The sequence below is a fragment of the Cohnella xylanilytica genome (assembly GCF_014212175.1).
Taxonomy (GTDB): Bacteria; Bacillota; Bacilli; order Paenibacillales; family Paenibacillaceae; genus Cohnella; species Cohnella xylanilytica.
The window spans coordinates 25,838-44,485 of sequence record NZ_JACJVR010000003.1; the positions used below are offsets into that span (position 1 = coordinate 25,838).

At 60.0% G+C, this 18,648-nt stretch carries 19 protein-coding genes; 15 read left to right on the forward strand and 4 right to left on the reverse strand.

What is annotated here, in order from left to right; genetic code table 11:
* The first annotated feature begins 11 nt into the window (after window positions 1-11).
* The 13 genes from H7B90_RS01115 to cntE all read left to right on the forward strand — a co-directional run bounded on the left by H7B90_RS01115 (window position 12) and on the right by cntE (window position 15,128).
* Window positions 12-965 (forward strand): ATP-binding cassette domain-containing protein, encoded by a 954-nt coding sequence (locus tag H7B90_RS01115; RefSeq protein ID WP_185134029.1) that lies wholly within the window; start codon window positions 12-14, stop codon window positions 963-965.
* A gap of 135 nt (window positions 966-1,100) precedes the next feature.
* Window positions 1,101-1,787 (forward strand): ABC transporter permease, encoded by a 687-nt coding sequence (locus H7B90_RS01120; RefSeq protein WP_260410643.1) that lies wholly within the window; start codon window positions 1,101-1,103, stop codon window positions 1,785-1,787.
* 292 nt (window positions 1,788-2,079) lie between these two features.
* Entirely contained in the window at window positions 2,080-3,849 is a 1,770-nt protein-coding gene (locus H7B90_RS01125) for an ABC transporter ATP-binding protein (protein WP_185134030.1), read from the forward strand.
* On the forward strand, window positions 3,842-5,617 hold the full coding sequence (locus tag H7B90_RS01130; protein ID WP_185134031.1) for an ABC transporter ATP-binding protein: 1,776 nt from the start codon (window positions 3,842-3,844) through the stop codon (window positions 5,615-5,617). Before H7B90_RS01125 ends, H7B90_RS01130 begins: the two co-directional genes overlap by 8 nt.
* A 230-nt stretch (window positions 5,618-5,847) precedes the next feature.
* On the forward strand, window positions 5,848-6,759 hold the full coding sequence (locus H7B90_RS01135) for a histidine racemase CntK family protein (protein WP_260410644.1): 912 nt from the start codon (window positions 5,848-5,850) through the stop codon (window positions 6,757-6,759).
* Window positions 6,716-7,510 carry a class I SAM-dependent methyltransferase gene (locus tag H7B90_RS01140; RefSeq protein WP_185134032.1) on the forward strand — a complete coding sequence of 265 codons (795 nt, stop codon included), beginning with the start codon at window positions 6,716-6,718 and terminating at the stop codon, window positions 7,508-7,510. The genes H7B90_RS01135 and H7B90_RS01140 overlap by 44 nt, the downstream gene beginning before the upstream one ends.
* Before the next feature lie 30 nt (window positions 7,511-7,540).
* Window positions 7,541-8,851 (forward strand): opine metallophore biosynthesis dehydrogenase, encoded by a 1,311-nt coding sequence (locus H7B90_RS01145; protein ID WP_185134033.1) that lies wholly within the window; start codon window positions 7,541-7,543, stop codon window positions 8,849-8,851.
* 24 nt (window positions 8,852-8,875) lie between these two features.
* Entirely contained in the window at window positions 8,876-10,495 is a 1,620-nt protein-coding gene (gene cntA / locus H7B90_RS01150; protein ID WP_446483089.1) for a staphylopine-dependent metal ABC transporter substrate-binding lipoprotein, read from the forward strand.
* 12 nt (window positions 10,496-10,507) lie between these two features.
* On the forward strand, window positions 10,508-11,440 hold the full coding sequence (gene opp1B / locus H7B90_RS01155) for a nickel/cobalt ABC transporter permease (RefSeq protein WP_185134034.1): 933 nt from the start codon (window positions 10,508-10,510) through the stop codon (window positions 11,438-11,440).
* The gene (gene cntC / locus H7B90_RS01160) at window positions 11,441-12,334 is read left to right on the forward strand and encodes a staphylopine uptake ABC transporter permease subunit CntC (RefSeq protein ID WP_185134035.1); all 894 of its coding nucleotides are present in this window, start codon (window positions 11,441-11,443) and stop codon (window positions 12,332-12,334) included. It begins immediately after the preceding gene.
* Window positions 12,335-12,340: 6 nt separating this feature from the next.
* Window positions 12,341-13,162, forward strand: coding sequence for a staphylopine uptake ABC transporter ATP-binding protein CntD (gene cntD, locus H7B90_RS01165; RefSeq protein ID WP_185134036.1), 822 nt, complete (start codon window positions 12,341-12,343; stop codon window positions 13,160-13,162).
* Complete coding sequence (locus H7B90_RS01170) at window positions 13,149-13,892, forward strand: ABC transporter ATP-binding protein (protein ID WP_185134037.1); 744 nt, start codon at window positions 13,149-13,151, stop codon at window positions 13,890-13,892. Before cntD ends, H7B90_RS01170 begins: the two co-directional genes overlap by 14 nt.
* A gap of 48 nt (window positions 13,893-13,940) precedes the next feature.
* Entirely contained in the window at window positions 13,941-15,128 is a 1,188-nt protein-coding gene (cntE, locus tag H7B90_RS01175) for a staphylopine family metallophore export MFS transporter CntE (RefSeq protein WP_185134038.1), read from the forward strand.
* 67 nt (window positions 15,129-15,195) lie between these two features.
* Here cntE and H7B90_RS01180 read toward each other — a convergent pair whose 3' ends face one another.
* Window positions 15,196-15,765: an NADPH-dependent FMN reductase gene (locus H7B90_RS01180; protein WP_185134039.1), complete on the reverse strand. Its 570-nt coding sequence runs from the start codon at window positions 15,763-15,765 to the stop codon at window positions 15,196-15,198.
* A 150-nt stretch (window positions 15,766-15,915) separates the two neighbouring features.
* Between H7B90_RS01180 and H7B90_RS01185 the strand changes: the two genes are divergently transcribed.
* Entirely contained in the window at window positions 15,916-16,515 is a 600-nt protein-coding gene (locus H7B90_RS01185; protein WP_185134040.1) for a TetR/AcrR family transcriptional regulator, read from the forward strand.
* A gap of 69 nt (window positions 16,516-16,584) precedes the next feature.
* On the opposite strand, the gene H7B90_RS01190 is transcribed toward H7B90_RS01185, so the two are convergent.
* Entirely contained in the window at window positions 16,585-17,370 is a 786-nt protein-coding gene (locus H7B90_RS01190) for a helix-turn-helix domain-containing protein (protein ID WP_260410645.1), read from the reverse strand.
* A gap of 130 nt (window positions 17,371-17,500) precedes the next feature.
* Between H7B90_RS01190 and H7B90_RS01195 the strand changes: the two genes are divergently transcribed.
* The gene (locus H7B90_RS01195) at window positions 17,501-17,935 is read left to right on the forward strand and encodes a VOC family protein (RefSeq protein WP_185134041.1); all 435 of its coding nucleotides are present in this window, start codon (window positions 17,501-17,503) and stop codon (window positions 17,933-17,935) included.
* 40 nt (window positions 17,936-17,975) lie between these two features.
* Here the strand turns inward: H7B90_RS01195 and H7B90_RS01200 are convergent, their stop codons facing one another.
* Window positions 17,976-18,359: a DoxX family protein gene (locus H7B90_RS01200; RefSeq protein ID WP_185134042.1), complete on the reverse strand. Its 384-nt coding sequence runs from the start codon at window positions 18,357-18,359 to the stop codon at window positions 17,976-17,978.
* Window positions 18,360-18,392: 33 nt separating this feature from the next.
* On the reverse strand, window positions 18,393-18,648 hold a 256-nt coding region (locus tag H7B90_RS32490), incomplete at its 5' end, for a hypothetical protein (protein ID WP_221481873.1).

Here is an 18,648-nt window from a genome sequence, read left to right on the forward strand (position 1 = left end):
GGGGGGCGGACATGCCTTATGCCATCGAAGCGACCGGCCTCCGCAAATCGTTTAAAGGCCATTGTGCGGTCGACGGCCTGAATCTGCGCGTGGAACGAGGAGAGCTCTTCGCTCTCCTCGGCCCGAACGGCGCCGGCAAGACGACGACCGTGAACCTCCTCTCCACTCTCCTGAAGCCAGATGGAGGAACGGCGCTTGTCGCCGGCTACGACGCGGCGAAGAACGCCGACGAGGTGCGCAGAAGAATTAGCGTAACCGGGCAATTCGCCGCCCTGGACGAAGGTCTGTCCGGCTTGCAGAATGTGGTGCTTATGGCCAGGCTTCAGGGTTACGCCGCGCGGGAAGCGCGCGACATCGCGGAGCGGCTCGTTCATGCGTTCGGGCTCGCGGAGGCGAAGGACCGCGCGGTGCAGCGCTATTCCGGCGGCATGCGGCGGCGTCTGGACATCGCCGCCGGCATCGTCTCGCGGCCGGAGGTTCTGTTCCTGGACGAACCGACGACGGGTCTGGACCCGGAGAGCCGGTTCGGGATCTGGGAGTCGATCCGTTCGCTGTTGAAGCGGGGCACCACCGTTCTGCTGACGACCCAATATCTGGAGGAAGCCGACCGATTGGCCGACCGGGTCGCCGTGATGAACGGAGGGAAGATCGTGGCGGAGGGAACGCCGAGCGCCTTGAAGGCGTCCATCGGCGGCAAGACGTTGCAGATCCGGTTGGAGAATCCGTCCGATCGGGAGAGAGTCAGGCGGCTGCTCGCCGATCATCTGAAGCTGGCCGCCCATCCGGGCGACGACCCTCATGGCGTGCGAATCCCGGTACCGGATGCCGGGCTGGCCGGCCAAGCCATCCATCTGCTGTCGAGCCATAACGTCGCCTTGAACGACTTCGGGCTCGGCGAACCGAGCCTGGACGAAGTCTTCCTCTCGCTGACCGCGTCCCGCCGAAGCGAGGAGGCATTCGCATGAACGTCGGCCCGATTCCTTACGAGCCGCTTCCGCCCGGGGCCGCCGCCCCGCGCCGACCGAGTCCCTGGGCTGCGACGGTCCTGTTCATGTGGCGAACCTTGGCAGCATACGAGGAACAATCCGTTCGGCCTCGCGATGGATGCCCTCCTGACTCCCGTCCTCATGATGCTCATCTTCGCGTATCTGTTCGGCGGCGCCATCGCCGGTTCCGCGAACGCGTACCTGCAATACCTGCTTCCCGGAATCCTTGTCCTTACCGTCGTGCCCATGACGGTCTACAGCGGAACGACGCTCTGCCAAGATCTCTCGCGAGGCGTATACAACCGCTTCCGAACGATGCCGTTCTGGCAGCCCGCCGCCGTTCTCGGGCCCTTGGCGACGGACGCGCTCCGATACGCGGCGGCCCTGCTCGCGACGTGCGGGGCGGGGCTGCTGCTCGGCTATCGTCCGGATGGCGGTGCGCCGGGAACGCTGCTGGGAGCCTTGTTTATTCTGCTCTTCGCCTTCAGCGTCAGCTGGATCTTCTCGACGATCGGCCTGATCGCGAAGCGGCCCGAGACCGTCTCGGGCACGAGCATAATGGTCCTCTATCCCCTTCTGTTCGCCAGCAATATTCTGGTCGACTCGTCCACGATGCCGGGTTGGATCGACATGGTCGTGAAGCTCAATCCGATCAGCGTCGCCGTGACGGCGGCGAGGGGGCTGATGGAGGGAACCGCCGGCGCGGCGGATCTCGCGGCGGGGTTCGGCGTCTGCCTGCTGCTGCTCGTCGCGTTCGTTCCGGCTTCCTTCTATCTCTATCTGACCAAAAACGCGCGTTAACGCAAGGGGCTGGCTGCCGCCAGCCCCTGTCCTCGTTGCTTCTCAACCGGGTGCCCGCATACTTCTCAAGTTCGGGAGAGATCGGGAGAACGACCGAATCATTCCGCGAAAAAGTAGGGTTGCCCCGCTCTCGGGGCCATCCTTCGTTCAATTTGCCCCCCTACCGCTCCTGCGCTGGAATCCCTTCCATTTGCATTCTAGGTAAGCGTGATATAATCTCCATAGTTTGCTTATCGGGGAGGAGCTTTTAGTTAACTCCGCGATTCACAACTTTAGAGAAGCCGGTGATCAGATGTTTCAGCTCAAGTGGTTATGGCACAACCTGCGAGGAGATCGAACTCGCTACATTCTCGCTCTATGTCTGTCGGTCGTGGGCTCCTCGCTGACGATCATCAATCCGTACATCGGCCAACGCATCGTCGACACGTTCATCTCGGGCGACGACGCGCTGCGGAACCTGACGGAAGAACGCTCGCTCCTGATCGGCCTCTGCCTCGGCATGATCGGCTTCTCCTTGCTGCGCACGGGCCTGGCTTACTTCACGACCCTTCTGTACGAGCGGGCTTCGCAGAACATGCTGTACCGGGTCCGGATTTACTTGTACAACAAGATCCAGGGCCAAGACATGCATTATTACGACCATAATCGAACGGGCGACCTCATGACCAAGATGACGGGCGATCTGGATATGGTCCGCCATACGATGGCGTGGATCATCAAGACGATTATCGAATCGCTGACCGTCTTCGCGGCAGCGGTCGTCTATTTCTTTTATATCGACGTCGCTCTGACCTGGTGGCTGCTGCTGCTGTCCCCTCCGATCTTCATCGTCGCGTTCCTGTTCGCCCGGCGCGTCCGCCCGATGTATACCGATCTTCGGGAGCGTCTGTCGCAGCTGAACACCACGACGCAGGAGAACATCGCGGGCAACCGCGTCGTCAAGGCGTTCGCGCGCGAGGAATTCGAGGTTCAGAAGTTCACGGAGAAAAACGTCAATTACTCCAAGGCCAACAAGGCGGCCGCGATGGTATGGCTCGATTATTTTCCGTATCTCGAGACCTTCGCCCAAGGCTTCAACGTCATTCTGATGCTGGCGGGCGGGCTGTTCGTCATGAACGGGCGCATCACCTTCGGGGAATTCTCCGCGTTCTCCGCGCTCATCTGGGGTCTGTCCAACCCGATGCGCAACATCGGCATCATCATTAACGATATCCAGCGCTTCTTCGCGAGCCTGACCAAGATCGTCGAGATCTACTACGCCCATCCGCAGATCGTCAACGAGCACAACGCCGCCGTCAAACGGCGTTACGAGGGCCGCATCCAGTTCGACAACGTAAGCTTCAAGTACGACAACGCGACGGTTCTGGAAGACATCAGCTTCACGGTCGAGCCCGGCGAGACGATCGCGATCATGGGCGCGACGGGATCCGGCAAGACGACGCTGATCAACCTGATTCCCCGCTTCTACGACGTGACGAAGGGCCGCGTCCTCGTGGACGGCACCGACGTGCGGAAGCTGGAGCTCGACGAGCTGCGCGGCAATATCGGCGTCGCGACCCAGGACGTCCTGCTGTTCTCCGACACGATCGACGGGAACATCGCGTACGGCGATCCGGAGATGCCCGAGGACGAGGTCGAGAAGTTCGCCCGGCTCGCCGCCGCCCACGACTTCATCCGCAAGATGCCGGAGGGCTACAACACGATCGTCGGCGAACGCGGCGTCGGCCTGTCCGGCGGCCAGAAGCAGCGGATCGCGCTGGCGCGGGCGATGGCGGTGCAGCCTCCGATCCTGATCCTCGACGACACGACCTCGGCCGTCGACCTCGAGACGGAGGAGCACATCCAGAAGAGCTTGCGGGAGCTGGACTATTCCTGTACGAAAATCATCATCGCGCAGCGCGTGTCCACGACCGCGCAGGCCGACCGCATCCTGATCCTGGACAACGGCCGCGTGATCGAGGAAGGCACCCACCAGGAGCTGCTGGCTCGGCGCGGTTATTATTACGAGGTATTCATGCTGCAGAACGAAGGCATCGGAAGGCAGGCGACGGCACTTGGCTAGGAATAAATTCGACATCGACGAGAATCTGGAGTCGCCCTTCGACATTAAGCACTTCCGGCGCGCTCTCGTCTATATCAAGAAGCAGAAAACGCCGATGATCGTCGCGTTCGTGCTGAGCGCCTTGTCGGCTGGCATCGCGCTCTCCGCGCCGCTGATCATGCAGCACGTCGTCGACGTGACGATCCCCGCGAAGGAAGCCTGGCCGCTGGTCGGCTGGTCCGCGCTGATGCTGGCCACCATCGTCGTCAGCGTCATTCTGGCGACGATCCGCTCGCGGATTATGACCCGCGTCGGGCAAGACATCATTTTCGACATTCGGACGGACTTGTTCAAGCACTTGCAGGAGCTGCCGTTCCAATATTACGACGACCGGCCGCAGGGCAAGATTCTGATCCGGGTCGTCAACTACGTCAACTCCGTGTCGGACGTGCTGTCCAACGGCATCATCAACTTCATTCTCGAGATTCTGAACCTGCTGTTCATCGGAGCCTTCATGTTCGCCGTCGACGCGAAGCTGTCGCTCGTCATTCTCGCGGGGCTCCCGGTCTTCTTCGCCGTCATGATGCTCCTCAAGACCCGGCAGCGCCGGGCGTGGCAGGCGGTCTCCAACAAGAGCTCCAACCTGAACGCGTACATGCAGGAGAGCATCAGCGGCATCCGCGTCACCCAGATCTTCACCCGCGAGGAGCGCAACGCGGGCATCTTCACCCGTCTGGCCACCAACTATCGCCGCGAGTGGATGAAGACGATGTACCTGAACTTCCTCATCCCGTTCTCGGTCGACAACCTGACGACGCTCGTCACGACGGCCATCTACTTCGTCGGGCTGCTGGCGATGGGTCCGGCGGAAGTGACCTTCGGCGTCATTCTCGCGATGAGCAGCTACGCGGCGCGCTTCTGGCAGCCGATTCTCAACCTGTCGAACCTGTACAACAGCTTCATCAACGCCGTCGCCTACCTCGAGCGCATCTTCGAGACGTTGGACGAACCGGTCACCGTCAGCGACGTTCCGAACGCGCGGGAGCTGCCGCCGATCCAAGGCCGGATCACCTTCGACGACGTGACCTTCGCCTACGATCCGGGGCACAACGTTCTGGAGCATCTGAACATCGACGTCAAGGCGGGCGAGAGCATCGCCCTCGTCGGGCCGACCGGCGCGGGCAAGACGACGGTCGTCAACCTGATCTCGCGCTTCTATAACGTGACGGGAGGCCGGATTCTCATCGACGGCCACGACATCGCGGAAGCGAAGCTGAAGTCGCTGCGCAGCCAGATGGGCATCATGCTGCAGGACAGCTTCATCTTCTCCGGCACGATCATGGACAACATCCGCTACGGCAGGCTCGACGCCACCGACGAGGAGGTCGTCGCCGCCGCGAAGATCGTCTGCGCGGACGAATTCATCCGCGAGTTCGAGAACGGCTACATGACCGAGGTCAACGAGCGAGGCTCGAAGCTGTCCCAAGGGCAACGCCAGCTCATCTCGTTCGCCCGCACGCTGCTCGCCAACCCGCGCATCCTCATCTTGGACGAAGCGACCTCGTCCATCGACGCGCGGACCGAGCGGCTGCTGCAGAAGGGCTTGAACGAGCTGCTCAAGGGACGCACGTCGTTCATCATCGCGCACCGTCTCTCGACGGTGAAGAACTGCGACCGCATCCTGTACGTCGCCGACAAGGGCATCGCCGAAGCCGGCTCGCACGACGAGCTGATGGCGCGGCGGGGCCGATACTATCACCTGTACACCGCCCAGAAGATGGAGGCGTAGAATCGCCCCCCGGCGGCATTGCCCGGCAGCATTGCCCGGCAACATCGTCGGCAGCATGGCCGCCGCTAATCGAGCCCCCGATCGGATGACGATCGGGGGCTTTTTGTCTGCCTCGATTTTTCATATACATGAAAATCACCGTTGACGCAGGCCCATATTTTGGTTATGATTGACCCGGGAATTAAATCGTAATTATTACGATTATAGAGGGAGGGAGACTTCGAGAGTCCATGATAGCGACGAGAGAGATCGATTTTGTGAAGTTCAATCCCACGCAAAATATGACCATCCTTGTGACGACCCGGCATCCCCCGGAAGAGTATCCGCTCATCGCTTCCCGAATGATGTCCTACGACCATGTTCACGCCGAGCAAGTAGGCTTCGTCGAACAGCCGCGCCATCCGGAAGCCGCCGCGCGCCTGCAGATGGCGGGAGGCGAGTTTTGCGGGAACGCCTGCATGGCTCTGGCCGCCTACTTGGCCTCCGGGCAAGGACTTCGGCCTGACGACGACGCGGAGCTCTCTCTCGAAGCCTCGGGAACGGATCGGTTGGTGGCCTGCCAAGTGAGAAAAACGAATGAGACATATCTCTGCCGCGTAGCCATGCCGATCCCCCGCGAGATCGAACGACGGACCGTTCCATACGAGGACGAGGAATGGCAATTGGCCTTCGTCCGATATCCCGATTGCTGGCACATGGTGATCGAAGTCGATTTCTTCGGCGAAATCGCGAGGAAGAGGGCTCAAGAATGGGCGAAGCTGCTCGGCGCCGCCACGGGAGCGAGCTTGATCGGAGTCTTGCTGTTCAAGGCGGATTCCAACGAGATGGCTCCGCTCATCTATATTCCTTCCTTGAACAGCATGGTCTGGGAGAGAGGCTGCGGATCGGGTACCGCCTCGATCGGAGCTTATCTCTCTTGGATAAACGGAGGACCCGTCACCGCGACGATCAAGCAGCCAGGCGGAACGATTCGGGTCGCCTCCCTTGTCGATCGCGGGGAGATCACGAGCCTGAGCATAGAGGGCTCCGTCGGAATCGTCGCGCAGGGCAGGGCTTTTCTTGAAGCTGGACCGAGAACTCCGCATGGGGGCGAGAAGAATGACGATCGATCGGATTCGAACCGAATTGGCCAGCTATCATGACAAATTCACAACTTTGGCCTATCGCTATGATGGCACCTTGGCCAGCAGCGAGGAATTGGAGACGACTATCGACCGCTACTCCGATTTCATAACGGACGCAGAGAATCATAGCTTATGGGACCGGCTGGAACGAGACTCCTCCGACGAGCTTCATCGGCTTGCGGCCGGTCTGAGACGTTCTTCGGCGCAATGCGTCACGATCATGGAGAAGTACCGAGCGTTGAAGCTGCTGGGCGGCGAGTCGGAACGAACCGATTATTTTCAGAATATCGAGGCCTGCATTGAACAAGAGTTCGGAAGCTTCCGGGTCGCGTCCGACTCCCGGGTCGTCCTGATCGGCTCCGGCTCGTTCCCGATGACGCCGCTGTTCATCGCCAAGCGGACGGGCGCATCCGTGGTCGGAATCGACATCGACGAAGAAGCCGTCGAGCTGGGACGGAAGGTGATCGACCGGTTAGGGCGCGGGTTGAACATTCGGCTGTTGGGAGGCTCCGCGGAGCATCATCCCGAGGAGCTCCGAATGGCGACGCATCTCATCTTCAGCTCGACGGTCTCCGAGAAGTACGAGTTGCTGGACCGGCTGCATGCGTTAACCGACAGGCAAGTCGTCGTCGCGATGCGATACGGCGATCGGTTGAAGTCCCTGTTCAATTACCCCATGCGGGAGGTCGACGGGCGCAAATGGCGGCTTGTTGAGACCGTATTGCGTCCGGAGCAAGTATTCGATATCGCCTTGTACCGAAGAGCATAGCCGGGCGGGCCACGGCAGAAGGAGGTTAGCATGAACGATCATCCGAGCGTCCTGATCGCGGGAACGGGCCCCGCCTCCATACAAATGGCGGTTCTGCTCAAAAACCGTTGGAATTGCGCCGTCGGAATCGTCGGACGACCGTCCGCGCGCTCCGAATCCTTCTTCGCGGCGCTTCGTCCAAGCGGCCTCCGCGTTCGCGCGGACGTCCAAAATCTGCAGCACCGCGAGCTTGAAGGCGAATGCCGCTTGGATCATGTCTTCCAAGAATACGAAGCCGTCGCGGGACTATGGGACACCCTTATTCTAGCGGTGACGGCGGATGCTTACTTGGAAGTGCTGAAGCGGCTGAGCGACGACGTGCTGAGGGGGATCCGGCGCGTGGCGCTGCTCTCTCCGACCTTCGGCTCCAACTCGTTAATCCGCCAGTTCATGAACGACAGAAGTTCCGAAGTCGAGATCATCAGCTTCTCTACCTACTTGGGCGACACTCGCTGGGCGCAAGACCGTCCATCGCACCGCGTCGTCACGACAGGGGTGAAGAAGAAGGTATTTATCGGTTCGACGCATGCCGGCTCTCCGTTCGTCGAGAAGCTTCGGACGTTATATCAGTCGATCGGCATCGTCTTGGAACCCATGCAATCTCCGTTCGAAGCCGAGACGAGAAATATATCGCTCTACGTTCACCCGCCGTTGTTCATGAACGAGTTCGCGTTAGACGTCCTGTTCGGCGAAGCTTCCGTGAAGAAGTACGTGTACAAACTGTTCCCCGAGGGGCCTATCACCCCAGAGCTCATCCGGCAGATGCTCGCTTCTTGGAAAGAGATATCGGCCATTCTCGACAAGCTGCGATTAAAAGGGGTCAACCTGCTCAAGTTTATGGTCGACGACAATTATCCGGTAAGACCCGAGAGCCTGCCGAGGCGCGATATCGAGGAGTTCCCCCGATTGGAGACCGTTCGTCAAGAGTACTTATTGTACGTGCGGTATGCCTCCTTGCTCATCGATCCGTTCTCGGAACCGGATTCGAACGGAAGGTATTACGACTTCTCCGCCGTCCCGATAAGGACGATCTTCGTCAACCGGGAAGGCTGCTGGGACATCCCGAGAATGCCCAAAGAGGACTACTATCGGATCAAAATGATCCAAGGCATCGCCAGACATCTCGAATCGGGTTGTCCGACGATCGACCGATACCTCGCGACCTACGAGCGCAAGCTTGAGGACGCCGCGCTCAAGCTTCGAGGCGAGCGCTTGTCGGATGCCTTCCAAGTTCGAAGCTTCGAAGAAGATATCGAACGGATTTGCGAGAGCATCGACGCAGGATTTTCATACAACTCATGAAAAGGACGCACTGGAGGATATCACGTGAGACAAAGATCGGTTATCGGACTTGCCGCGCTGGCAATGGTTATGGCGCTGCTGGCCGGCTGCAGCGGCGGCGAGAAGAATCATGCGGAAGCGCCGTCGGATAAAGGCAAGGTCAGAACGGAGCTGACGTACGCTGCGGCCAAGGACATTAACGACATGAACCCCCATCTGTACACGGGGTCCATGCCGGCGCAAGGGATGGTGTACGAGTCCCTGGTCGAGAACACCCCGGACGGCATCAAGCCCCTGCTGGCCGAATCCTGGGATATCTCCGAGGACGGCAAGACGTATACCTTCCATCTTAGACAAGGCGTGACCTTCCACGACGGGGAACCGTTCGACGCGGAAGCGGCAGTCAAGAACATCGAAGCGGTCCAGAGCAATGCCGCCAAGCACTCCTGGATCCAGCTGTCGACCAAGATCGCGGACGTCGAAGCTACCGACGAGCATACGGTCCGGCTGACATTGACGGAGCCGTACTACCCGACTTTGCTGGAATTGGCCATGACCCGGCCTTACGTCTTCCTGTCGCCCAGGGACTTCGTAGACGGCGGGACCAAAGACGGCGTGAAGGGGTATCACGGAACGGGGCCGTATAAGCTCGCCGAGCATCAAACCGATCGATACGCCGTATTCGAAGCCAACGAGAGCTATTGGGGCGGCGCGCCCAAAATAGCCAAAGTGACGGCGAAGGTGCTTCCCGCCGGGGAGACGACCTTCCTGGCGCTGCAGAAAGGAGAGGTCGACTTCCTCTTCACGGACGACCGCGGCACCGACAGCATCGACGTGGAGGCGATGCGCCGGCTCGAGGACTCGGGCGATTACCGGATCGTCCGAAGCGACCCGATGAACACGAAGATGATCGTGGCCAACAGCGGCAAGCAGGGCAGCCCCGCGCAGGAGACGGCCGTGCGCGAAGCGCTCTGGCAATCGATCGACCGGGAGACGATCGGCAAGCAAATCATGAGCGGAACCGAGACGCCTGCCGAGACGCTCTTCTCGACTAACGTCAACTATGCCGATATCGGCTTGAAGCCGAGAGATTTCGACCTGGATCAAGCGGAGAAGAAGCTGGAGGACGCGGGATGGAAGCCGAGCGGCGGAGACGGCATCCGCGCGAAGGACGGGACCCCGCTCGTCCTCAAGCTGTACTACGACGCCAACTCGGCTTCGCAAAAAACCGAGGCCGAGTTCATTCAGAGCACCGCCCGGCAGATCGGCATGAAGCTCGAGCTTGTCGGCGAAGAATCCTCGTCCATCGCGAGCAGAAGGTCGAGCGGAGACTACGATTTGCTGTTCAACCAAACGTGGGGACTCGCGTACGATCCGCAGAGCACGATCGCGGCCTTCGCTTCCGAATCTTCCTATTATCACGCGACAAGCGGCATTGCGAGCGCGGCCGAGCTGTACCGGAAGATCGACGAAGTGACGGCGTCCGCGAACGAAGAGACGAGGAAGGTGCTGTACAAGGATATTCTGACGATCGTTCACGACGAAGCGATCTTCATTCCCCTTACCAACGGCAGCGTCACGGTCGTCGCTCCCTCGGACTTGCAGGGCGTCTCCTTCAAGCAGACGCAATTCGAGCTGCCGTTCGAGAAGATGTACTTCGAATAGAGGAGAGGAACCATGGGCGCTTATATCGTCCGAAGGGCGTTGATTGCGATTCCGCTGCTCGCTATGATCTCGTTCGCCGCGTTCGTCTTCCAGCACCTGTCCCCGCTGGACCCGGCCGAGGTCGTCCTGCACTCGCAAGGCGTGCCGAAGATCACGGACGAGCTGATCGCCGAGACCCGGGCGGAGCTCGGGATGGACCGTCCCTTCCTGATTCGTTACCTGGATTGGCTGGTCTCGTGCCTGCAACTGGACTTCGGCAAGTCGTATGTCGCGAACCAACCGGTGTGGTCCTTGTTGGGGCCCGCCCTGCTGAATACGTTAAAGCTGACGCTCGTGTCCGTCGCGGCTATTCTCGCACTCTCCGTGGCGTTAGGCGTCGCGTGCGCCTTAAAAGCAGGACGCTGGCTGGATAAATCCATTCGGGGGCTGTCGTTCGTCCTGACCTCCGCGCCCTCTTACTGGCTCGCCGCGCTGATGGTCTGGTACTTCTCCGTCAAGCTGGATCTGCTGCCGACGAGCGGGATGGATTCCGCCCGCAGCTACGTGCTTCCGGTCGCGGTCATCGCGATCGGCTATGCCGGCATCTACTTCCGAGTAATCCGAAGCTCCATGCTCGGCAATTTGAACGAAGACTACGTGCTGTACGGAAGAGCCTGCGGATTGCCGGAATCCACGCTCGTCCGCCGCGTCTTGAAAAATTCCCTGCAGGTGGCCATCTCGATATTCGGCATGGCGATTCCCACGATTCTGGGAAGCACGGTCGTGGTGGAGAACCTGTTCGCATGGCCCGGACTCGGCACTCTAAGCGTGAGATCCGTCTTGAGCCGGGATTTCCCGGTGATCCAGGCCTATGTGCTCGTGCTCGCGGCCGCCTTCGTTCTCTTCAATGCCGTATCCGACATTGCGAGCGCGGCGGTGAACCCCAAATTAAGGAATGATCTATAGATGAGATGGTTGAGACCAATCGGGCAAGACAAGTTGGCGGCGCTCTCCCTCTTCCTGATCTCGACGACCCTATTCGCCGGCCTCTTCGCTCCCTTCCTCGCGCCGCATGCCCCCGATGAGGTTCATATGGAGCTTCGCTTCGCGGCTCCCTCTTGGGAATATTGGCTGGGCAACGATCAACTGGGGAGATGCGTTCTGTCCCGGCTTCTCTACGGCATCCGTCCCAGCGTCCTCTGGGTCGGGGTCGCGCTGGCCCTGTCGGCGGGAATCGGAACGATAGTAGGGTTTGTCGCGGGGTACTTCAGAGGCGCGACGGACGCCGTCCTGATGAGAATCTGCGACGGCATGCTGTCCTTCCCGGGATACGTCCTGACCTTGGCGGTCATCGGCATCCTGGGCGTCGGTCTCGAGAATATCCTGATCGCATTCGCCCTGATGAAGTGGGCCTGGTTCGCCCGCGTCATCCGGACGTCCGTCAGGCAATACGCCGACTCCGATTACGTGAGGTTCGCCAAGACGCTCGGCTTCGGCGACGTCCGCATCATGGCGAGGCACCTCGTTCCGGCCGCTCTTCCGGATATGGCCGTCGCCGCCAGCAGCACGTTCGGCTCCATGATCCTGCAAATATCGGGCTTCTCCTTCCTCGGGCTCGGCATTCAAGCCCCTCATGCGGAATGGGGAATGATGCTGAACGAGGCCAGAACGGTCATGTTCTCCAAGCCGGAGCTCATGCTGGCTCCCGGCATCGCGATCATCCTCGTCGTATCGGCCGTCAACTATTTGTCCGATTCGCTTCAACTGGCCCTGGACCCGAGACTTGCGACTTCCCGCCGCGCGCCGCATAGCCGGACGGTTGCCGAATCCGCGAAGCTTCAAGGAAGCGAGGTGGCCTAATCCGCGATGAACAGCCTGGAAGTATCCAACTTGAAAATAGGGGATGACGCCACGGGCCGCGCGCTCGTCCGGAACAGCTCCTTCCTTGTCGAACCGGGCAGCTGCACGGCCATCGTCGGCGAGAGCGGAAGCGGCAAGTCTCTGACCTGCAGGGCGATCCTGCGGTTGAACCCGGCCGGTCTCCGTCAATCCGGAAGCATCGCGCTTGGCGGCGTCGATCTGACCAAGCTCTCCGAGCGGGAGATGAGGAAGATAAGAGGCAGACGACTCTGCCTGATCGTTCAGAACGGCATGCGCGCCTTCGATCCTTCCTCCGTCGTAGGGGTTCATCTGAGAGAGACGCTGAACCGTCACTTCGGGTGGAGCCGCGCGGAGATGACCGCCCGGATGGGCAAAGCAATGGAGAGCGTCAGGCTGAAGGACCCCGTCGCCGTCATGAACAGCTTCCCGCACCAGCTGTCGGGAGGCATGCTGCAGCGGATCATGATCGCGCTGGCTCTCGTGCTGGAGCCCGATATAGTCGTCGCCGACGAACCGACGACGGCGCTGGATACCGTCTCCCAATACGAGGTGGTCGAACAGTTCGCATCGTTGCGGGCCCGAATCGGCTGCTCCATGATCTTCGTCTCCCACGATCTGGGCGTCGTCAGGCGGTTGGCGGACGAGATCCTGGTCATGAGAGACGGAGAGATCGTAGAGAGCGGCCCGACCCGGAAGATCTTCTCCGAACCCCGGCATGCCTATACCCGTCACCTGATCTCCGCGAAAGAGGCGCTGAACCGCCGCTTCAACCATGTCATGGGAGGCGATGACGTTGTTGACCGTTGAACGGGTCGAGAAGTCGTACCGGACGGGCGGACTGTTCGCGAGGAGACGGAAGCAGGTACTCTCGGGCATCAGCTTCGAGTGGAAGGCGGGCGAGTGTCTGGGCATTATCGGAGAGAGCGGAAGCGGCAAGTCCACCCTGGGCCGGCTGCTGCTCGGCATCGAGCGGCCGGATCGCGGAAGCGTTCGTTGGGAAGGTCGGCCCGCGGACGAACGAAGGGCCAGACGGGGCTCGGTAAGCGCCGTGTTCCAGGACTATACCTCCTCCATCCATCCGTTCTTCACCGTCGAGAAGGCGCTGATGGAGCCGCTGACGCTTCGGAACAAGCGCGCGGCGATCGATAGCCGCCGAATCGACCGGCTGCTGGAACAAGTCGGATTGGACTCGTCCTACCGGAACAAGTACCCGCACGAGTTGTCCGGCGGGGAAGCGCAGCGGGTGTGCATCGCGAGAGCCGTGGCGACGGAGCCTCGATGCATTCTGCTGGACGAAGCCGTCAGCTCTCTGGACGGTTCCGTTCAAGTCCAGGTGCTCGACCTGCTCCGAAGCTTGAAGACCGCGTACGACATGGGATATATCTTCATCACCCACGATATCCAGGCCGCCGCCTATCTTTGCGACCGAGTGATGATCGTTCGGGACGGCCGGATCGAAGAGACCGTCGATGTCGACCGATTAAGGGACGTTCAATCCCCTTACGCCAAGAAGCTGCTGGACATGGTCATGGCTTGACTTCAAGTTCGGAATTCGCCGATGGATTCGGAGAGAGGAGCAAGCTTGTTGAGAGGAGCCTTGTCATGGCCTTTTATGCGGTTATACCTGCTGACGCTGCTCTACTTCAGCGCGAATGCGATCCTGAACGTCATCCTTCCGTTGAAGGGGGAATCGCTGGGGGCCGACAACACGACGATCGGGATCGTCATGGGGGCGTATCTGTTCACGACCATGCTGTTGCGCCCGTGGGCAGGCCTTATGATTCAGAGATACGGGCCCATTCGGGTGCTGCGGGCGATCCTGGCGCTTAACGGGCTGGCCCTGATTCTCTATACGTTTACCGGTCTGGAAGGCTACTTCGCGGCCCGCATGCTGCAAGGCGTTTGCACCGCTTTTTTCTCCATGGCCTTGCAGCTTGGCATTATCGACGCTCTGCCGGACAAGGACCGCTCGCAAGGCATCTCGATGTATTCGCTGTGCGCTTCCATGCCGGGCATTATCGGCCCCTTGCTGGCTGTGGGCATGTGGCGGGCGGGAGACGGCTCTCTCTTCGCGACGGCGATGATCGCCCTTGCCGTTCTGACGGGAGTCGTAGGCTACAGCGCCAAGATGGATGGGAAAAGAGACGAGCCCGCCGCCGGCCGGACGGGACAGGCCGGGGAGATGCTGCGGTCCTTCGGCCAGTTGGCGAAGAACCGCCCTCTGTTCCGATGCAGCGTCCTGATGCTGACCGCTTCCCTTGTATTCGGGGCGACGACGACCTTCATCCCCCTGTACGCGGCGCAGATTCGATACGGCAATGCCGCCTTGTATCTCATGCTTCAGGCCGGGACGGTCGTTCTGGCGCGGTTCCTCCTGAGGAAGAGGATCCCCTCCGACGGGAAGTGGCATCCTTTTTATATGATGGGGATTATGCTCTCTCTTACCGCGGCAGCGTTATGCGCAAGTCTCTCTGTCGCCGGCGGAGTTCTCTTGTTCTACCCGGGGGCGGTCCTGATGGGAGTCGCCCAAGCCCTCCTCTATCCCTCGCTGACTTCGTATCTGACCTTCGTTCTGCCTCGGGAGAGCCGCAACGTGCTGATCGGGCTGTTCATCGCCATGGCCGATCTCGGAGTCTCGCTGGGCGGAATGCTGATGGGACCGGTAGCGGATCTCTCTTCTTATTCGACCATGTATCTGATATGCGCTCTCCTGGGGGCGTCGATGATTGCGTTCGTCTATGGCAGGGGAATAAGGGCAGCCCCCAACCCGTAAACGGATAGGAGCCAGCCTCCGCGAGAGGTCTGGCTCCTTCTTCGTCTATGAGCGACTATCCGCAGAATTACGCCGTCGCCGTCGCCCTCACCGTCTTCATGGCCGCGCTCCAGGCCAGCACTTCGTCCAGAATCAGGTGCAGCTTCTCTTCGTGATACGGCGTCGGCTTGAACACGCTGTAATTCTCGAAGTCGGTATGAAGCGAGAAGCTGAGCTGGGTACGTACATGGGCGATGCGAAGCTCCGACAGGATCAACCGAAGGTTGTCGATGGCGCTGATCCCGTCGGCCCCTCCGTAGGCGATCAGGCCGGCGGCCTTGTTGTTCCACTCCTTGTGCAGGTAGTCGATGGCGTTCTTGAGGGCGCCGGACGTCGCGCGATTGTAGGTCGGCGTGACGAAGACGTAGCCGTCGAACGAAGCGATCTTGTCCGACCATGCCTTCGTATAAGGGAATTCGTATTGCCCCATGATCGGAGGCATCGGTTCGTCCAGCAGAGGCAATCCGTAATCCGCGATATCGACGAGCTCGTATTCGGCATCGTTGCGCTTCGACGCGACTTCATGCACCCAGCGGGCGACGGGCTCGCCTTTGCGGCCCGGACGCGTGCTTCCCAGAATGATGGCGATTTTGTTCATCTCTTAACCCCTCCTAATGATTGGCCTGTTGCTATATTATAGGAAGAGCGGGAATCATCCAACCGACAGTTCGCTTGCGTTCATCGGATATCCGATATCGTCGTTCGCAGGTGTGGGATAAGCGGAAGATCTTCTACAGGAGGGGATAAAATGTCGGAAATCAAAGAGAAGCCGGACCGACGGGTCAAGCGGACGCGCCAGGCGATCCAGGACGCGTTGATCGCTTTGATCCGGGAGAAAGGATTCGAAGCCGTGACGGTGCAGGAGATCGTGGAGCGCGCGGACGTGAACCGGTCCACTTTTTATTTTCATTTCCAGGATAAATACGATCTGCTGGAGCAGAGCAACCGGGAGATGCTGGAGGCCTTCGCCGCGTCCCTTCAAGAACCGAGGGATACGCCGCCTCCATGCCGGCTGGCCAATATGGATTCCGCGACGAAGCACTTCGAGCATATCGCCGCCAACGCAGCTTATTATAAGGTCATGTTAAGGGAGATGGGCATCCCCGACTTCGCGAATAGGTTGAAGCTCGCCATCGCGGAAGCCTTCTATCAGAAGCTGGATCTCATGTTGACGGACGAACACGGCGTGACCATCCCGCGGGACATTCAATGCGCCTATGTCGCTTCCGCCCACTTCGGCCTGATCGAGTGGTGGCTGGAGAACGACTTGATGTACAGTCCGTCCTACATGGTCAACGCCTTGAACCAACTGGTCAAGTTCGGACCCGTCCGGGCCGCCGGCTTCTAAGGCAAGACGACTCCCCCGATCGCGGACCGGCGCCGAATCCAGCGATAGCTCCGGATTCGGCGCCGCTCTCTATACTTGCGCCCCCTTGTTCGAGCTTACCTCTCTCTTGTACTGCCCGGGCGTTCTGCCGAGCACCCGCTTGAAATCCGATATGAAATGCTGCTGGCTGCTGTACCCGAGGTCATAAGCCAGATCCGCCCACGAAGGATTGTCGCTGTCCCGGATGGACTTGGCCGCATCCAGCAATTTGTTCCTCTGAAGCTGCCACTTGATGCCGATGCCGACGTAATCCTGGAACAGCTTCTGCAGCCATCGTTCGCTCTTGCCGATCCATTGCGCGACGTCGCCGACCGTCTGCAAGCCGTCGGAGTCGATCGCCGCCAGAATCTCGTTAATCAACGCGATGTTGGGATCGGGCTGCGGGCGACGGGCTTGAATAAGATCGGCCAACGCTCCCGCGGCGGCATCGTCCTCCAAGGCCAATACGCCTTCTACGAAGGATGCATCCGCTTCGGGGAAAACTTGCCTCAGAGCAAGGGTTCCGTTATGCAGTCCGGCCAGGGACTCGCTCCAGAAGGCGCGAAACGCGCCGGGCAGAAGGCGTGCGCCTATGATTCGGCCGTCGTCGCTCGCCACGTAATCCCGCTTGTCCCGGAAGGCGCACTGAATGCCCGAATCCGGTCTGGAGACGTAGACGTCCACGTACGGCCGGTGCAGCACTTGCTCGGAGATATAGGGCTCTCGGCTGGCGCGATTCCAGCTCAGCGTCCAGAAATGACGGATAAACGGCGCCAGGCCGGCAGGCGGAATGTAGGTTTGAAATCGGATATGCCGCGCGAACCCTTCCGGGTCCAAACGTCCGTGCCCCCCGGCGCGATGCGGGTCTGCGGTTTTTTGTAATACAGTGCCCATATTCATCACCTACAATAAAAATACATCTTCCCGGGGATGGAGTAAACGAGAATCGAAATCGGAGGTTACCCCCATGACAAACAAGGCGAAATTACGCGGAATGGCCAACGTCAGCTTCTGGGCGGAAGACGTGAAGGCGGCCAGAGATTGGTACTCGAAGCTGTTGGGAGAGGAGCCCTACTTCCAGCGCCCCGACGCGGAGAACCCCGCCTACATCGAATATCGGATCGGCGACTTCCAGAACGAGCTGGGCATCATCGATCGGAGATATGCCCCTGCGGCGGCCGGCTTGACGGGCGCGGGCGGCGCTATCCTGTACTGGCACGTGGACGATGTCGCCGGCATGCTGGATCGGCTGAAGGAGCTGGGAGCCGTTGAATACGAGCCTCTCAAGGAACGCGGGGTCGATTGGTTCACCTCGTCTGTGGCGGATCCGTTCGGCAACATCATCGGCTTGATCCACAGCCCTCACTATAAGGAGACTTGGAACTCGCTTCGAAAAGCATAAAAACAAACGGAGCCGTGCGGCGAACACGGCTCCGTTAGGACTACCCGAACAAGCGGCGAACCCTCTTGTCTCGCAGCCACAATCCGCCCCACATGAGAATCCCCAAGTAGACGGCGAACAACGTGTTGGAGAACAGAGGAGCATCCATGCGCACCTGCGTCGCGATGGCCCCGCCGAAATAGCCGGTCAGCAGCACCGCGCCCAGGACGGACGTTCTCGGAATGGCGTACAGAACGGTGCAGATCAGCCCGATGATGCCGATGGGCACGATATGATGCTCGGCGAATCCGAGCGTCACGGTACCCTCGACGACGGAAGAAGGCTTGAACAGCTTGGAGATGCTGTCGAACAGCATAAACAAGACGACAATTCCGCTCAGGACCCATGCCGTCCAGAACCTTCCTCTGGAGATCTTCTCGGTCATCGTTTATCCTCCTCGCATATCGATTCGATTTACCTATATCGTAGCATGATTAGCGGCCTTTCGTTTCTTATGGATTGCCATCTTGGCGGAGCCGAGGGGGCCGAAAAACAACGGATGCCCATTCCCTAACGGAACCGTCCCGTTCGATTTTGATTCGGACCCGTCTGCCTCGAGAGAAGGCGCTTTGGCTTGAGCGGCTTGAATGGCTTGAATGGCTTGAATTGTACGAAAAATCATACAAACCCTTCTCGAAAATGGCGCCTTGCTTGAATGTAGCGTGAAAAGAAGT

What these genes read in the sequence shown, in the direction of transcription:
- H7B90_RS01115 (WP_185134029.1), top strand. Translation starts at nt 12, where the DNA reads ATGCCTTATGCCATCGAAGCGACCGGCCTCCGCAAATCGTTTAAAGGC.
- H7B90_RS01120 (WP_260410643.1), top strand. Translation starts at nt 1,101, where the DNA reads ATGGATGCCCTCCTGACTCCCGTCCTCATGATGCTCATCTTCGCGTAT.
- H7B90_RS01125 (WP_185134030.1), top strand. Translation starts at nt 2,080, where the DNA reads ATGTTTCAGCTCAAGTGGTTATGGCACAACCTGCGAGGAGATCGAACT.
- H7B90_RS01135 (WP_260410644.1), top strand. Translation starts at nt 5,848, where the DNA reads ATGATAGCGACGAGAGAGATCGATTTTGTGAAGTTCAATCCCACGCAA.
- H7B90_RS01140 (WP_185134032.1), top strand. Translation starts at nt 6,716, where the DNA reads ATGACGATCGATCGGATTCGAACCGAATTGGCCAGCTATCATGACAAA.
- H7B90_RS01145 (WP_185134033.1), top strand. Translation starts at nt 7,541, where the DNA reads ATGAACGATCATCCGAGCGTCCTGATCGCGGGAACGGGCCCCGCCTCC.
- opp1B (WP_185134034.1), top strand. Translation starts at nt 10,508, where the DNA reads ATGGGCGCTTATATCGTCCGAAGGGCGTTGATTGCGATTCCGCTGCTC.
- cntC (WP_185134035.1), top strand. Translation starts at nt 11,441, where the DNA reads ATGAGATGGTTGAGACCAATCGGGCAAGACAAGTTGGCGGCGCTCTCC.
- cntD (WP_185134036.1), top strand. Translation starts at nt 12,341, where the DNA reads ATGAACAGCCTGGAAGTATCCAACTTGAAAATAGGGGATGACGCCACG.
- H7B90_RS01180 (WP_185134039.1), bottom strand. Translation starts at nt 15,765, where the DNA reads ATGAACAAAATCGCCATCATTCTGGGAAGCACGCGTCCGGGCCGCAAA.
- H7B90_RS01185 (WP_185134040.1), top strand. Translation starts at nt 15,916, where the DNA reads ATGTCGGAAATCAAAGAGAAGCCGGACCGACGGGTCAAGCGGACGCGC.
- H7B90_RS01195 (WP_185134041.1), top strand. Translation starts at nt 17,501, where the DNA reads ATGACAAACAAGGCGAAATTACGCGGAATGGCCAACGTCAGCTTCTGG.
- H7B90_RS01200 (WP_185134042.1), bottom strand. Translation starts at nt 18,359, where the DNA reads ATGACCGAGAAGATCTCCAGAGGAAGGTTCTGGACGGCATGGGTCCTG.